16 protein-coding genes are annotated in these 15,743 nt (G+C 57.1%); 12 read left to right on the forward strand and 4 right to left on the reverse strand.

Translation table 11 applies throughout. The features are described 5' to 3' along the window. The first annotated feature begins 41 nt into the window (after positions 1-41). The 5 genes from PSPTO_RS22415 (at position 42) to PSPTO_RS22435 (ending at position 4,311) form a co-directional block, all read left to right on the forward strand. A complete protein-coding gene (locus tag PSPTO_RS22415; protein WP_046463671.1) occupies positions 42-470 on the forward strand; it encodes a TetR family transcriptional regulator in 429 nt (142 codons plus the stop codon). A gap of 489 nt (positions 471-959) precedes the next feature. After that, entirely contained in the window at positions 960-1,346 is a 387-nt protein-coding gene (locus PSPTO_RS22420; protein ID WP_046463670.1) for a hypothetical protein, read from the forward strand. Then, positions 1,346-2,854: a hypothetical protein gene (locus PSPTO_RS22425; protein ID WP_011104961.1), complete on the forward strand. Its 1,509-nt coding sequence runs from the start codon at positions 1,346-1,348 to the stop codon at positions 2,852-2,854. The genes PSPTO_RS22420 and PSPTO_RS22425 overlap by 1 nt, the downstream gene beginning before the upstream one ends. Positions 2,855-3,037: 183 nt before the next feature. Further along, complete coding sequence (locus tag PSPTO_RS22430) at positions 3,038-3,979, forward strand: SIR2 family protein (protein WP_011104962.1); 942 nt, start codon at positions 3,038-3,040, stop codon at positions 3,977-3,979. Positions 3,980-3,981: 2 nt separating this feature from the next. Then, entirely contained in the window at positions 3,982-4,311 is a 330-nt protein-coding gene (locus PSPTO_RS22435; RefSeq protein ID WP_011104963.1) for a hypothetical protein, read from the forward strand. Here PSPTO_RS22435 and PSPTO_RS22440 read toward each other — a convergent pair. After that, positions 4,273-5,126, reverse strand: a protein-coding gene (locus tag PSPTO_RS22440; RefSeq protein ID WP_149032142.1) for an IS5 family transposase whose coding sequence is annotated in 2 segments (ribosomal slippage) — positions 4,273-4,772 and positions 4,772-5,126 — 855 coding nt in all. Because the reading frame shifts where the segments join, the coding sequence is not laid out codon by codon here. The genes PSPTO_RS22435 and PSPTO_RS22440 overlap by 39 nt on opposite strands. Before the next feature lie 103 nt (positions 5,127-5,229). Between PSPTO_RS22440 and PSPTO_RS30705 the strand changes: the two genes are divergently transcribed. The 5 genes from PSPTO_RS30705 (at position 5,230) to PSPTO_RS22465 (ending at position 10,389) form a co-directional block, all read left to right on the forward strand. Further along, complete coding sequence (locus tag PSPTO_RS30705; protein WP_005770179.1) at positions 5,230-5,469, forward strand: transposase; 240 nt, start codon at positions 5,230-5,232, stop codon at positions 5,467-5,469. Positions 5,470-5,563: 94 nt separating this feature from the next. Then, positions 5,564-6,199 carry a type III effector gene (locus PSPTO_RS22450; protein ID WP_011104966.1) on the forward strand — a complete coding sequence of 212 codons (636 nt, stop codon included), beginning with the start codon at positions 5,564-5,566 and terminating at the stop codon, positions 6,197-6,199. Between the two features lie 279 nt (positions 6,200-6,478). Continuing rightward, on the forward strand, positions 6,479-7,762 hold the full coding sequence (locus PSPTO_RS22455) for an ATP-binding protein (protein ID WP_011104967.1): 1,284 nt from the start codon (positions 6,479-6,481) through the stop codon (positions 7,760-7,762). 237 nt (positions 7,763-7,999) lie between these two features. Further along, positions 8,000-9,049 (forward strand): AAA family ATPase, encoded by a 1,050-nt coding sequence (locus tag PSPTO_RS22460; protein WP_010219554.1) that lies wholly within the window; start codon positions 8,000-8,002, stop codon positions 9,047-9,049. After that, positions 9,046-10,389 (forward strand): DUF58 domain-containing protein, encoded by a 1,344-nt coding sequence (locus PSPTO_RS22465; protein WP_011104968.1) that lies wholly within the window; start codon positions 9,046-9,048, stop codon positions 10,387-10,389. Before PSPTO_RS22460 ends, PSPTO_RS22465 begins: the two co-directional genes overlap by 4 nt. Positions 10,390-10,429: 40 nt before the next feature. On the opposite strand, the gene PSPTO_RS22470 is transcribed toward PSPTO_RS22465, so the two are convergent. Together PSPTO_RS22470 and PSPTO_RS22475 are read right to left on the reverse strand one after the other, a co-directional pair. Then, entirely contained in the window at positions 10,430-10,789 is a 360-nt protein-coding gene (locus tag PSPTO_RS22470; protein WP_005768657.1) for a PilZ domain-containing protein, read from the reverse strand. Positions 10,790-10,977: 188 nt separating this feature from the next. Beyond that, positions 10,978-11,379, reverse strand: a complete 402-nt coding sequence (locus tag PSPTO_RS22475) for a tetratricopeptide repeat protein (RefSeq protein ID WP_046463668.1) — start codon at positions 11,377-11,379, stop codon at positions 10,978-10,980. 176 nt (positions 11,380-11,555) lie between these two features. On the opposite strand from PSPTO_RS22475, the gene pyk reads away from it, so the two are divergent. Continuing rightward, a complete protein-coding gene (gene pyk / locus PSPTO_RS22480) occupies positions 11,556-13,007 on the forward strand; it encodes a pyruvate kinase (RefSeq protein ID WP_003380907.1) in 1,452 nt (483 codons plus the stop codon). Between the two features lie 81 nt (positions 13,008-13,088). On the opposite strand, the gene PSPTO_RS22485 is transcribed toward pyk, so the two are convergent. Then, a complete protein-coding gene (locus PSPTO_RS22485) occupies positions 13,089-14,027 on the reverse strand; it encodes an iron-sulfur-binding ferredoxin reductase (protein ID WP_007246206.1) in 939 nt (312 codons plus the stop codon). 179 nt (positions 14,028-14,206) lie between these two features. On the opposite strand from PSPTO_RS22485, the gene PSPTO_RS22490 reads away from it, so the two are divergent. Continuing rightward, on the forward strand, positions 14,207-15,730 hold the full coding sequence (locus PSPTO_RS22490; RefSeq protein ID WP_003395253.1) for a fumarate hydratase: 1,524 nt from the start codon (positions 14,207-14,209) through the stop codon (positions 15,728-15,730). Positions 15,731-15,743 lie beyond the last annotated feature (13 nt).

Consider the following 15,743-nt stretch of genomic DNA (forward strand, 5'->3'; position numbering starts at 1 on the left):
GTATTGGTACAGCTGGGCATGCCTTCGGAGGCACTGACCGCATGAAAAGCAAAGGTAAGACAGCCAACTACAAACCTGCGGTAGATCGAGAAAAGGATCTCAACCTGGCCATCTACCGTATCCAGAAAGGACGCGCTCATACAAATGAAACGAAAGTGACCATTGCTGCTGTAGCTCGCGAGGCTGGCGTGTCAACCGCGTTAATCCACAACCACTACCCAGCTGTCGCAGAGGTCATACGGGAGATACAGGGCCGATCCAGCCGCGCCATGCGGGATATCAAGCATCAAGATCTGATCGCCGAGCGCCAAAAGTCCGCAGGCTACCGTCAGGAAAATGAGGAACTCAAAGCTAAGCTTGCCAGCATTGCATCAATCAATGAGGTGCTGCTGGAAGAGAACAGTGCGTTCAAGGCCAAGCTGAGAGATCGAGGCGTCGTTGAACTGGCTTCATCAAAACCGCACCGATAGGCTCCATACGCTAGAGTTTTCACGATCTGATGAAGACCGAGCGTACGAGCGAGCCTGGCCAGCCGTTCCACTGCCTGGGATGCGTTGCCAAAAACCGAATCGCTGCGGCCAGGATCGCCCTTGACCCTCATGTTAAGTAGCACCTACAGCGCTCTCTGCATACTGACTCCTCAGCTTTCGCCGCTGTAGAAAGATTCTGGTCGCGGTGGGTGGCAGCTCGTTATTACAGAGCGGCCTCGTGTACACCTCTAGGATGTGCTAACGCGGTTGCCGACGCAGCGAGCCAGTGAGATTGAGCGACTCCTGCCGAACAGTGGATGCCTAGCTGATTTGTACAAGGTGTGTTCGCTGGCCGCTTACGGTTCACTTCAAGCGAGGCTCACTAGTGCTAAGACATTGGTCTACGTGTAGAACTTTGGTCGAGAAGCTCTCAAGAATGGCTATCTGCCACCGATACTATCCCTGTGGAATGAATAGCTGGCGCCAGAAATGGCTGGAAGCCATCATCCGGATATCACTGTCATGGAATGGGTCAGAATGAGCTATGCAAATGTCGCTAAAGTAGTCGCAGGGGCCGTGATGGCTGGCATTGTGTTTACGGCGGGTTACGTCACCTCGAATATTCGTGGGAAGTCGGCCAGGGAAGAGATGGACAAAGAAAACGAGCGCCTGAGAACCAAGATCAGAGCTTATTTTGACACTGTGAAGGCCGCCAATGACTTCATGGCGACAGCGATGGCAGACATCGTAGCCAACCCTCCCTCCAGCAAGAACGAGCTGATTGCTCGCTTGCGCCGCCACGGTGTACTGGATCAGCAGATCGACAAGATTGTTGCTGAGCTCGAGGATCAAGGTGCATTCCGGAAGGCAGCGTAATGGATGACGAATTCGAGCGCGCCTTGGCTAACATGGGCGGACGCCAGCTTGTAGATAGATTTCATGCCAGGGCATTGGCCAATCCTGCCAAGCCACTTCCAAAATCTGAAATTGACAGTTTCTCGATTGGATACGCGGTAGCCATCGGTGGAATTGCTACGGTCATTGACCTCGTGCTGGACAAGGCATTTCGGGACGAGATGCAGGAGAATCACAAGGAGCTCTCTCCCAAGGAGCAAGCAGAGCTTGAAGCCAAGGTGAAGGCCCTACAGAAAAAACTCGGCGTTGAGTCTGACAAAGGCCTTCCTGGCATGGGCATGGACTGGTACGCCTGGCTCAATGAAGCCTTGGGTTTGAAATCTCCGTACCAACTCCGCCCATCAAATCACCGAATCCTTAATCACACAGACATCCGCACCATCATCGAGATGCTGATGAAGGGTGAGGCCGGGATCGGCGAACTGGTGTGGAAGCTTTTCCCAGAGATGACCGAGGTAGCTGCCCGCGAACTACTTGAGGCGCACCTCAAGGCCGATCTTTGTTCGCCGGCGAGCCTTCCTTTGCGGCTGATGTCTTGGTTTTGGGAACAAACCATGCGAGCGGGAAACCCTGCCACCGTGGGCGAGCCAAGCATGATCTTCAAGATGTTCAGTGGAATGACCAAGAACGTCGACTGGTCGAAGTGGTGCAACAAGTTTTTCGGCGAAGGCCTGGTTCCTCCCGGCGCTAACATCGGCGAAGCCATGCTGAAGCTGTATGACAGCGAGGCGCTCAACCAGAGGGTTTTCTGGACAAGCGACCTCGGTGCCGCTTTCGGCGGGCTTAAGCGCCGGCTGCTCATCACGTCCTTTATGGAACTCGGTATCGAGCTGTTCGCGTTCCTGGAGGGCGTCAAGAAGGGTCATATCGCTTGGAATAGTGATCTCGCCAACATGGGTCGGCAGATCAAAGTCTGGCGCGACCAGCCCAAGTACCTGGACATGAAAATCCTGGCCCAGGGCTTCGCGGCGTCCGGTGGCGCCACGAGAGCCTTGTTCTCCGGTGACATTCTGCAGATCAACTATTTCTCCGTTGGCATGATGCTCAAGCATCTCTGCGCCTATCCTGCTACAGAGCGTCGGCAGTTTCAGAGGCTCATTGAGTTTTCGCGCAACGACATCGACAAGGACTTTGCAGCGTTCACGTTGGCCACTGGGATCAAGCCAAGGCCAACTCTGACAGTTATCGAGGGAGGTTTGAGCATGGGGGACAATCTGGATAAGCGACTGATCAAAGCTGGTTGCCACTCGACAAGGATACGGGTTTTGGCAGTGGATCACCCTGATGAGTTCGTAGACTTGGTGGCGAGGATAGAGGCTGCGTCCAAGAAAGCTTCTGGGGACACCATGAAAGAGCGGGCCTTCGATGCCATCTGCGAAGGTTCGTACTTGTCGGATGAAGAGAGCGACAAGGAGGCGCTGAGTCGTCTTACTAATGACTTAGCTGAGCTTGAAAGAAAGATCAACTGATCACGCGTCTAAACTGGCGAAGCCTCACAGCGCTTTCAATAGTCGCTCCAGTGTCTGATGTTCCCACGTTGAAAGCAGAGCCACGGGGGTCAGTGCCGGTCGCCAGGATCAAAGCACCGGCACCGACCATGAGGGCTGACGCATTCCTCGCAGTAATCGAGCTCATCACAGCCGTTGTACAGAGTGACCCACGCGCTGACAGCAGCTGGTCAGCAGGTTACTGAGCGTGTCCGTTACGCCGAGCGCGAGAACCCGAACATCGAGCATTTTTTGTCACAGTGCGATGCCTATCTAGCGTTCAATGACGATCCAGAGGTTGAAGAGTTTGTTGCACGCGTTAAAGAGCAGATCCTGCATGCTTGCTCAACGTTCATCACCCTGCCCACTTCGGACATATCTGCCTACCGTGAGCTCCTTCAGAAGTTAGCCAGAAGGCGAGTGCGTGACCCGCGACTGAAAGTATTTACGACAAACTACGACATGTGCTTTGAAACGGCAGCGTCGGAACTCGGCATGGTCATTATTGACGGTTTCTCCTACACCCGCAGACGCCGGTTTGACGGCAAACATTTCACGTACGACATCGTACGCCGGGAGGCAGACAGCCACGAGTTTGCTGAAGGCATTTTTCAACTGCTGAAGCTGCACGGATCAGTCAGCTGGAGCCGAGAGGGTCATGAAGTCTATGAGGACAGCCGACCGACGCCGGAAAATGCGTGCCTGATATATCCCGCAAAAGGAAAATACCAGCAAGCATTTCTTCAACCCCACTTGGAGCTGCTTTCAAGATTTCTGGAGTTTTTGCGTCAACCAAATAGCTGCCTAGTTGTGTCAGGATTCGGGTTTAACGATGACCATCTTTCCGAACCGATCTACTCAGCTTTGCAATCCAACCCAAGCCTGAAGCTGATTCTTTGCGACTACAACGGCATCAGCCATGTCCACAACCGTGGGGATAATGGATCGAGCCCCTACTGGGGAAAATTCCGCGATCTTGCTCAGCGCGGTTTGGACGTCCATTTTGTTAGCGGCTCATTTGGCGATTTGGCGGCTCATATCCCTCACCTGCGCACGGCTTCGCCAGCTGAACAGTTGGCAAATGCTGTTAAACGGATCGGTAGGTAACCATGTCTCCAGAAGGAATACTTCTTAGTACGCTGAAAATCGGAGTGGTCACCAGCGTTGCAGCACAACTGATTAAAATCAACCTGGCACATGCTGGAGAAAACAGCGGTCGATATTTAGGTCAAAATCGCTACGGTAAGGGTGAGGTAGGGGAACTGGTGCTGATCGAAGGTCAGCAAGCGGTGCTCCTAGGACGCATCACCGAGGTGAACCTGCCTGATCGTGAGCGCACCGAGATCTCCCAAGACTTCGCTGGCACGCATGCTATTGACGCAATCGGCTTGATCCGCCTGCTAGGTTTTGTACGAAAAGTATTGCCGCATACAACGTAGGCTGCAGGCCAGCGTGACCATGGCTGCAAAGCTCCTGGCCAGCTTGTCGTAGCGAGTGCCTATTCTGCGGTTCTCCTTTAGCCAGCCAAACATCCGCTCAATGATGTTCCGCTGCCGGTACTTTGGAAGATCAAAGAGCCGGGGCAAGCCTGGCCGGGGTTTGCGTGGCATGGCGCGCAGCGGAATCACCGGCTGCATTCGGTAACGGTCGCAGTACTGTCGCAGGTGTTCTGCGTCATAGCCTTTGTCAGCCAGTAACCAGCGACTACGCTTGCGTGGTCGCCCCGGCTTACCGGAAATTCGCACCTGATCCAGCAGCGGCTGGGCGTGAGCGATATCGCTGGCTTGCCCCGCCGAAAGGATGAAACGTAAGGGAACACCATTGGCGTCGCAGACCATGTGAATCTTGGTAGTAAGGCCGCCTCTACTGCGTCCCAAGGCATGGTCTAGCGGTTCTTCAGACCCCCCTTTTTCCCGGCGCCTGAAGAGGCTCGGGTTGCACGTACCGCCGTGGAATCGATCATCCAGGTGTCCAGATCGATCAGTCCTTCCCGGTTCAGTCGAATATGCAAGCGCTCCAGTATTCGGTCGAACGTGCCGTCGTCGCGCCAGTCACGAAAACGCTGATACACCGTTGACCAAGGCCCAAAGCGCTCAGGAAGATCGCGCCACGCAGCGCCCGAGCACAGGATCCAAAGGATTCCATGCAGTACCAGGCGATCATCACTGCGTGGGCGACCCATTTTCTGCTCGGGAAAAACCAGGTCTTTAATCAATTCCCACGATGCGTCGGAGAGTTCGTAACGCTTTGCCATGCGGGCCTCCAGCCAATCATGACGGCAATTCTACCCGCACCGACTTTTCGTAAAAAACCTAATTCAGTGGACACCATTTCTAGCCTTTTAAGCGGATCTTTACATGCAGCCACAACGCTGTTTCTATTCAAAATCCTTCAAGGCCCAGGTTGTCCAAGAGTGCGCCCAGCCCGGTGCTTCGATTGCTAGCGTCGCGCAGCACCACAGCTTCAACGCGAACCTCGTCCATAAATGGATTCGGGTACAACCGAACAATGCCGTGGCGCCGCAACCTGCTTTCATTCCGCTGTCTTTGCAGCTACGACAATCTAGCCGTTCGGGAATGCTCATCTGCGCAAAATAAAACTCTGGCGCCGTCCACGTTGCGTGGAACCGAATCCGCCTCAAAGTCCACACAAGCATCCGTAATAGAAAAATACCATAGGGGTGCAATCAGCATGAATAGAGTTTCCGGTAGCTCGTCAGCGACTTGGCAGGCAGTCAACGATCTTGTGGAGCAAGTAAGCGAGAGAACCACGTTGTCTACGACAGGTTATCAGACGGCAATGGGCCGCTTGAACAAACCGGAAAAATCAGATGCGGATGCGCTGATGACTATGAGGAGGGCGCAACAGTACACGGATAGCGCGAAGCGAACTTATATTTCGGAAACGCTGATGAATCTGGCAGATTTGCAGCAAAGGAAAATCTATCGCACCAACAGCGGGAACTTGCGTGGCGCGATTGAGATGACGCCTACGCAACTCACAGATTGCGTACAGAAGTGCCGCGAAGAGGGGTTCTCCAATTGTGACATACAGGCGCTGGAAATCGGCTTGCACCTTCGACATAAGTTAGGAATCTCAGATTTCACCATCTACAGCAACCGTAAGTTAAGCCATAACTATGTGGTCATCCACCCCAGCAATGCATTTCCGAAAGGAGCGATTGTAGACTCTTGGACGGGACAGGGCGTGGTGGAGCTGGACTTCAAGACCCGATTGAAATTCAAGCACCGGGAAGAGAACTACGCAGTGAACGCCAATATGCACGAGTGGATCGAGAGATACGGCCAAGCGCATGTGATTGACTGAATCCTAGGCTCTGTACGAAAAGTCGGCGAGCGAAGGTCAGGCAAGGCAAAAACAGACGAGGAAGCGGAGTCTACGGGTTGTAAATGAGCATTCCGAGCCTGTTTTTAACGCAGCATCACCGAGCGCAGCCACTTTTCGTACAGAGCCTAGGATCTGTTCACCCACATACCTTGAGAGTCACTGCAGGCGTGAGTTCCTACCCACGACTGGGAGACCGGGTTTACTCAGCACCGGGCTCGTTTATCTCCAAAATCCCCACATTGATTTCGAGCGGAATAAATGGAGAGCCCCCCCCGCGTATCGCTCAATCTCGGACATGTCTCTGGGGACGGCGGTTTCGCGATTGCTGTAACGCCAGAAAAACTCTTTGGTCGGCATTGCGCAATCTTGGGCTCAACTGGCGGTGGGAAAAGCTGGACGACTTCAAAGCTTATTGAGGAGTGTCGTCGATATGCCTGCAAGATCGTGCTTGTGGATGCTACTGGGGAATACCGGTCACTCGAAGGGGCAGACTCAACCCATCACCATCTTGGAAATCCGCTGCATCGAACTCCTGCCTCACTTGAAGTGGCCATTCCGCCCACATGCTTTAACGAGACGGATTTCATCGCACTCTTTCAGCCGTCAGGTAAAACTCAGGGCCCAAAACTTAGAGAAGCCATCAAAAGCCTGAGGCTTGCGGCGTTAGCTCCAGATATCTTCACGGGCGGGTACGTCCCGAAAGTCGGTCAACCCAAAGCTGATTTTCGTCGAGCGATGAACAGGGACGACAACGCCAACCGGGTAGGTAATCCGAATCTTCCCTTTGATCCAGGCATGTTGGTTCGGCAAATTGTCGAAGAGTGCTGCTACCCGACGGGACAAAACAACGACATGAGTAGATGGGGCGCGGCGAGTAGCGAGCTGTCCTACTGCTCCTCTCTCATGACACGAATCATGAGCGTCATGGACTCTCCCTCGCTGAGCAGTATATTTCGCCCTGCAGAGGGCCTGCCGAGCCTGGTTGAACATCTCGATGAATTTATCGGTGGAGAAAAGCGACTGTTCAGAATTTGCCTCAGCTCGGTCGGCTATGAGTTCAACGCGAGAGAAGTCATCGCCAACGCCATCGGCAGACTGTTACTGCTTCGAGCACGTAACGAGTCTTTCAGGCAGCGCCCGTTGATCGTCATCTTGGACGAGGCTCACAATTTCCTAGGAAAAACCTTAGGGAGTGAGGACGACGTTCAGAACTTGGATGCGTTTGAACTCATCGCGAAAGAAGGACGAAAGTACGGACTCAACATCTGCCTGGTAACCCAGCGACCGCGAGACATCACAGAAGGGGTGCTGAGTCAGATGGGCACACTGCTGGTGCATCGGCTGACCAATGACCGTGACCGAGAAGTGGTCGAACGTGCCTGTGGAGAACTGGATCGTTCAGCCGCCGCTTTCTTGCCAAATCTGAAGCAAGGTGAGGTTGCATTGGTAGGTGTAGATTTCCCAATCCCTGTGACCATTCAGATCGGACGTCCCACCCAACCACCAAAGTCGGACGGGCCAAGCTTCCAAGGGCTATGGTGAGCTTCGTGGCAATGGCGCTATGAGGCCTTATAAGGTGCTCCCAGTTCAGTCTGTAGCAGCCAACTGATCCATGATTTGTCCATGAAATCGCCGAATTATGTGAGGGCTCACAAGTGCAGAAAACCATGTTACTGAACTATACAACGCCTCAAAAAACCTCAAAAAAGATTAGATTATGTAAGTGGTTGATTTATGGAAGATAAATCTATTTTAACAGTTAGCAAGGCTCCGGAACCTATGAGCGATCAAACGCCAGCCCCATCAGGCAGCAACGACCCCCTTACCGAGACTGCGGTAGAGGCAACCAACACAGCAAGCACCCACACGCAGCAACGCCAGCGCGCCAGCCAGCTCGCCCAGGCATTGCGCAATGAACTGCAAAAAGCCGTGATTGGACAAAACGCAGTTATCGAAGATGTTCTGACCGCGCTGATCGGCGGCGGTCATGTACTGCTTGAAGGTGTGCCGGGGCTGGGCAAGACGTTGCTGGTGCGGGCACTCGCCAGTTGTATCAGCTGCGAGTTTGCGCGTATTCAGTTCACGCCGGATCTGATGCCCAGCGATGTCACCGGGCATGCCGTGTACGACCTGCAAACCGAGCAGTTCAAGCTGCGCAAGGGGCCGCTGTTCACCAACCTGCTGCTGGCTGACGAGATCAACAGGGCGCCGGCCAAGACTCAGGCTGCGCTGCTCGAAGCCATGCAGGAGCGGCAAGTGACGCTTGAGGGCCGCGCCCTGCCTATCCCGCAACCGTTCATGGTGCTGGCAACCCAGAACCCTATCGAACAGGAAGGCACGTACCCGCTGCCGGAAGCCGAACTGGACCGTTTCATGCTCAAGCTGCGCATGGATTATCCCGAGGCGCAGGAAGAGCTGGACATGGTGCGCCAGGTCACACGCTCAAGCCGTGCCGACATGCTCGATGTGCGCCCGCTCAGGGTCATCATGCAGGCCCGGGAGGTTCAGGTCCTGCAACGCATTGCCAGCGAGCTGCCCATTGATGAGCACGTGCTGGACTACGCCGTGCGACTGGCTCGCAGTACGCGGACCTGGCCCGGTCTGAATCAGGGCGCAGGGCCGCGCGCGTCGATCGCCCTGGTACGTGGCGGACGAGCCCGTGCGCTGTTGCGCGGCGGCGAGTTTGTAACGCCGGACGACATCAAGGGCTGCGCGCTGGCCGTGTTGCGACACAGGGTCAAGCTCTCGCCGGAACTGGACATCGAGGGCCTGTCGGTGGATCAGGTGCTCGGACAGATCCTCGATCAGGTTTCGGCACCGCGCCTGTGAAACAGGTCCTCAAACCGGCTGTTGCGATGCTGTACTGGCTCAGCGGGCTGGCGTGCCTTGCATTGCTGCTCGGTACGTTGCACGCGCTGGGGATCGACTACCCGGCAAAAATAGACAGCCTGTACTGGGGCGCATTGCTGGCCTTGGTGGGCCTGAGCCTGCTTGATGCATGCTGGCTGCTCAGACGTCCCTCGCCGCGTATCCAGCGCGAGCTTGCGGGCAGCCTGGCGCTGGATCGCTGGAACGAAGCTCGACTTGATCTGCAGCACGACGGTGCCAAACCGCTCACGTTAAGGGTGTTCGACCACCTGCCGCAGGGCCTGGAGCATGAAGACCTGCCGCAAACCATCACCCTGCCTGCTCGCGGCAAAGGTAGCATCGGCTACCGGCTGCGCCCGTCAAGCCGTGGTCATTTCACGTTTGAACACTGCGAAATCAGTCTGCCGGGGCCGTTGCGGTTATGGACGGCACGTCGCCATGTGGCAGTGCAGAGTACGACCCGCGTCTACCCTGACTTCGCCCGACTCTACGGCGGCCAGCTACTGGCTGTGGATAACTGGCTTAGCCAGCTGGGCGTGCGCCAGTTGCAACGTCGCGGGTTGGGGATGGAATTCAATCAGCTGCGAGAGTTTCGTGAGGGCGACAGCTTGCGCCAGATCGACTGGAAGGCCACTGCGCGCCAGCGAACCCCCATCGCCCGCGAGTATCAGGACGAGCGCGATCAGCAGATCGTGTTCATGCTCGATTGCGGACGTCGCATGCGCAGTCAGGACGGCGACCTGTCGCACTTCGATCACGCACTCAATGCCTGCCTGCTGCTAAGTTATGTAGCGCTGCGTCAAGGCGACTCGGTGGGCCTTGCGACGTTTGCCGGTGAGCAGGACCGTTATCTGGCGCCGGTCAAGGGCGCGGGTCAGCTCAACCTGTTGCTCAACTCGGTCTACGACCTGCAAACCACCCGAAAACCCGCTGACTACAGCGCCGCCGTTCGGCAATTGATGGTGCATCATAAAAAACGCTCACTGGTGGTGTTGATCACCAACCTGCGTGATGAAGACGACGAGGAACTGCTGGCGGCCGTCAGGCAACTCGGCAAGCACCATAGAGTACTGATTGCCAGCCTCAGAGAGGAGGTACTCGACAGCCTGCGTCAGTCGCCGGTGCAAACCGCTGATGAGGCGCTGGAATACTGCGGGGCCATCAGTTTTTTGAATGCGCGCACATCCCTGCACGACCGCTTGCGTGCACAAGGCATGGCAATAATGGACGCAAGGCCTAAGGAGCTGGGGCCACAACTGATTGCTCGATACCTGAACTGGAAGAAGGCGGGCACCCTATGACGCTCGACGTGCACGACGTCGAATCTGCCAGCCGGCAGAATCAGGCTGACGCTTCATAAGAAGGGTAAAAACAGAAATACCGCTGTAACAGCCGGATGAAGTCCAGATACTCCGCCGAGACCTGAGACAGCTCGAAGCCAGAATCGTAACTGCCTGGTGTCTCGTCTTCGTGACACCAGAGGCACTTGGCGCTGACCTCAAGCGTCTGTCCGACAGTGTTACCCGGCAGTTTCAGGCATAAATCGAATTTAGCCCCCACCAGCACCGGCAGATCGCTGATAAGCATCAGTCCTTCCCCGGACACATTACCCAGGCACCCCACCGGCTTGCCGGTATGGCGATTGAAAACCTGCAGATAGTCCTGCAATTGGTGCCGTTCGATTTTTCGCTCTTTATGCATGGCAGGCTGCCTTCCAAGGCCAATGTTGCGTTCACCTAACACCGTTTTCTTGCCGAGGACTTCGATTGCAAACGCTCCGGGAACGCTTTGAAGCAGCTCGTTACAGTTAGTACGTTGGTAAACACAGCCTAGATCAGATTTTTTTTTAATCCACCCGAATACGACACCTGCCATCCAAACGAGGGTAACTACTTTGAAACGGATACGTTTCGCACAGGTGTCGGTGCGGGTACAGGCCTGGCGGGCTGAGCCTGGGGGTAGTGGCCCAGTTGAGCCAGCGTGTCGAGCCTGGCGCGCGCACGATACGCATATTCGCTGCCGGGGTACTGGTTCATCAGGAACTGATAGGTCTGCGCAGCATCGACGTACAGTTTTTGCCGCTCAAGGCACTGACCGCGCAGCATCGACACTTCCGGCTGCACATAGCGCCGCTCGCGACTCTGACGATCGACCTTGGAAAGATCGAGCATCACCCGGTCACAATCGCCCTCCTGATAGGCCCGGTAGGCGTGATCCAGGTTGGAGTTCATTGCCCAGCGGGTGCAACCGCTGAGCGCAGTCAGTAATACAACAATCGTTACAATACGCATGGGAGTCTCCTGTTCTCTGCGCTGTATCGGCCTGACAGCCCGTTTCTTCAAGCAAATCGAGCGCCGACTGTCAGCCGAGTGCCCGCCACGACGGCAGCACCATAGTGCAAAGGAACAATGACTAAAGCCCCGGACAGGAGTAGCCTCTCGCTGCGCTTCAATTAAGGAGTTTGTGCATGACCGTTCGCCGCACCAAAATCGTCGCCACACTTGGCCCTGCCAGCAACTCGCCGGAAGTCATCGAACAACTGATCCTCTCGGGTCTGGACGTTGCTCGTCTGAACTTCTCTCACGGTACTCCGGATGAGCACAAGGCACGCGCCAAACTCATCCGCGAAATCGCCGCCAGACACGGGCGCTTCGTCGCTCTGCTGGGCGACCTGCAGGGTCCTAAAATCCGTATCGCAAAGTTCACCGACAAGCGAATCGAGCTGAAGGTCGGTGACAAGTTCACCTTCTCGACTGCTCACCCGCTGACCAGTGGCAACCAGCAGATCGTGGGTATCGACTACCCGGATCTGGTCAAGGATTGCGGCGTAGGCGACGAGCTGTTGCTCGACGACGGTCGCGTGGTCATGCGCGTCGACACCCAGACCGCACACGAACTGCACTGCACCGTGCTGATCGGCGGTCCGCTGTCCGACCACAAAGGCATCAACCGTCGTGGTGGTGGCCTTACCGCTCCGGCGTTGACCGAAAAAGACAAGCAGGACATCAAGCTCGCTGCCGAAATGGACCTGGATTACCTGGCCGTTTCCTTCCCGCGCGATGCCGCCGACATGGAATATGCTCGCCAGCTGCGTGACGAATCCGGTGGCACTGCCTGGCTGGTTGCCAAGATCGAACGCGCTGAAGCGGTCGCCAACGACGAAGTGCTCGATGCACTGATCCGTGCCAGTGACGCTGTGATGGTTGCCCGTGGCGACCTGGGCGTTGAAATCGGCGACGCCGAACTGGTCGGTGTTCAAAAACGCATCATTCTGCACGCACGTCGCCACAACAAGGCGGTGATCGTCGCCACGCAGATGATGGAGTCGATGATCTCAAGCCCCATGCCGACCCGCGCCGAAGTGTCCGATGTGGCCAACGCCGTGCTCGATTACACCGACGCCGTCATGCTCTCGGCAGAAAGTGCGGCAGGTTCCTACCCGGTCGAAGCCGTACAGGCCATGGCACGTATCTGCGTAGGCGCTGAAAAGCACCCGACCGGCAAAACGTCCAGCCACCGTATCGGTCACTCGTTCACGCGTTGCGACGAAAGCATCGCGCTGGCCGCCATGTACACCGCCAACCACTTCCCTGGCGTGAAGGCGATCATCGCACTGACCGAAAGCGGCTACACCCCGCTGATCATGTCGCGCATCCGCTCCTCGGTGCCGATCTACGCGTTCTCTCCGCACCGTGGCACTCAAGCGCGCGCTGCGATGTTCCGTGGTGTCTACACCGTGCCGTTCGACCCGGGAGCCCTGCCGCCAGGTCAGGTCAGCCAGGCCGCCGTCGACGAACTGCTCAAGCGTGGCCTGGTCGAGCAAGGTGACTGGGTCATCCTGACCAAGGGCGACAGCTACCACACCATCGGTGGCACCAACGGCATGAAGATCCTGCACGTTGGCGACCCATTGGTCTGATAGCACTGGTCTTATAGCTCGGCGCTGCAAGCCAAGGCCCCGTCTCGCAAGAGCCGGGGCCTTTTTTATCAACGTGCCGATTCACTCCCGCGCCACAAACACATCCGCCAGCAACTGATTACGCGGCAGCCCTGCCAGATACAGCCGCTTGGCAAACAGCTCCACGCTGTCGGCACTGCCACACAACAGCGCCATCGCATGCCGCGACAACAGGCGCAGTTCGGCCAGGGTTGTCTGAAGTGTCTGCGCGGTGATCAGTTGAACCAGCACCTGTGGATGACGTTCAGCCAAGGCCTGTAACTCATCGGCCAGGTAATGTGCCTGGCTGTCGCGGGCCAGATGAATCAGACGCAGGGTGCCTTGATGCTCCTGACGCAACGCCTCGCGCAGCACGCCCCATAAAGGCCCGAGACCGGTGCCTGCCGCCAGCAGCAGCAACGGCTTGTCCTGCCAGTCAGGGTCATAACGCAGCGCCCCGCCGCGCAGTTCGCCAAGCCGCATGTCGTCGCCAATCTGCAACTGGCGGGCGGCATCACGGAATGCACCGGGCAAACCGCAATCGATATGAAATTCCAGAAACGCATCCTCGCCCGGAAGACTGGCCAGCGAGTAAGGTCGAGCAATACCGCTTGCGGTCCACAACACCTGATGCTGCCCAGCGCTGTAGCGCAAAGGGCGCAACGGTTCCAGGCGCAAGCGCAGCACCGTCGGGCCAAGCCAGTCGCAGCCCACGACCTTCGCCGGCAAGCCATCGCGCCGAGGGTCGAACACCTCGACGGTCAGATCCCCCACCACTCGGCACTGGCAGGCAAGCCGCCAACCCTGCTGGCGCTTTTCAGCGGGCAAGGCCTCGGGCAATGCGTCCTCAGGCTCACCCTTTACGCAGCGCACCAGGCACGCATGACAACTGCCGGCACGGCAACTGTACGGAACCGGCACACCGGCATGGTTCAGGGCGTCGAGCAGGTTGCCGGCCGATGGCACCGACCAGCTACGCTCACCCACATGCAATTGAGGCATTCAGACGCCCTGCGCAGAAAATAACAGCGATTGTACAGACTGGCTTGTCGGGCGGGTTATACTGCCGCGCCTTTTTGCGCCCGCTACGGCTACCCTGACAGCTCTGGTTCAAGCCGCAGTTCCAGACTGCCGCCGATAGCGTAATTGAATGTTCCCGTCCTTACAGAGGAGCGCGCCGCATGACCGTGATCAAGCAAGACGACCTGATTCAGAGCGTTGCAGATGCACTGCAGTTCATTTCCTATTACCACCCCGTGGACTTCATCCAGGCCATGCACGAGGCGTATCTGCGTGAAGAATCGCCTGCCGCCCGCGACTCCATCGCCCAGATCCTGATCAACTCGCGCATGTGCGCGACCGGTCATCGCCCGATCTGCCAGGACACCGGCATCGTCACGGTTTTTGTGCGCGTGGGTATGGATGTTCGCTGGGACGGCGCCACCATGGGCCTGGACGACATGATCAACGAAGGCGTGCGTCGCGCTTACAACCTGCCTGAAAACGTCTTGCGTGCCTCGATCCTTGCCGACCCGGCAGGCGCTCGCAAAAACACCAAGGACAACACCCCGGCCGTTATCCACTACTCCATCGTCCCGGGTAACACCGTGGAAGTGGACGTCGCGGCAAAAGGCGGCGGTTCGGAAAACAAATCGAAGATGGCGATGCTCAACCCGTCCGACTCGATCGTCGACTGGGTTCTGAAAACCGTTCCGACCATGGGCGCAGGCTGGTGCCCCCCGGGCATGCTCGGCATCGGCATCGGCGGCACCGCAGAAAAGGCCGCGGTCATGGCCAAGGAAGTGTTGATGGAGTCCATCGACATTCACGAACTGAAAGCCCGCGGCCCGCAAAGCCGTATCGAAGAGATGCGTCTGGAGCTGTTCGAGAAGGTCAACCAGCTGGGCATTGGCGCTCAGGGCCTGGGCGGCCTGACCACCGTGCTCGACGTCAAGATCATGGATTACCCGACCCACGCCGCGTCGCTGCCGGTGTGCATGATCCCCAACTGCGCCGCCACCCGCCACGCGCACTTCGTGCTCGACGGCAGCGGCCCTGCCTCGCTGGAGGCTCCATCGCTGGACGCCTATCCGGAAATCGTCTGGGAAGCCGGCCCATCGGCCCGCCGCGTCAACCTCGATACCCTGACCCCGGAAGAAGTACAAAGCTGGAAACCGGGCGAAACCGTTTTGCTCAATGGCAAGATGCTCACCGGCCGCGACGCAGCGCACAAGCGCATGGTCGAAATGCTCAACAGGGGTGAAACCCTGCCGGTAGACCTCAAGGGTCGCTTCATCTACTACGTCGGCCCGGTTGATCCGGTACGCGAAGAAGTCGTCGGCCCGGCCGGCCCGACCACGGCCACCCGGATGGACAAGTTCACCCGGCAGATCCTCGATCAGACCGGGTTGCTGGGCATGATCGGCAAGTCCGAACGCGGCCCGACCGCCATAGAAGCGATCCGTGACCACAAGGCCGTGTACCTGATGGCCGTTGGTGGTGCTGCCTATCTGGTGGCTCAGGCGATCAAGAAATCCCGCGTCGTGGCCTTCGCCGAGCTGGGCATGGAAGCGATCTACGAGTTCGAGGTTAAGGACATGCCGGTGACCGTTGCCGTCGACAGCACCGGTGAATCCGTTCACATCACCGGCCCGCAGATCTGGCAGAAGAAGATCAGCGACAGTCTGGCGGTGGAAGTGCAGTAAACACCGGATAAAA

The organism is Pseudomonas syringae pv. tomato str. DC3000 (assembly GCF_000007805.1).
Taxonomy (GTDB): domain Bacteria; phylum Pseudomonadota; class Gammaproteobacteria; order Pseudomonadales; family Pseudomonadaceae; genus Aquipseudomonas; species Aquipseudomonas avellanae.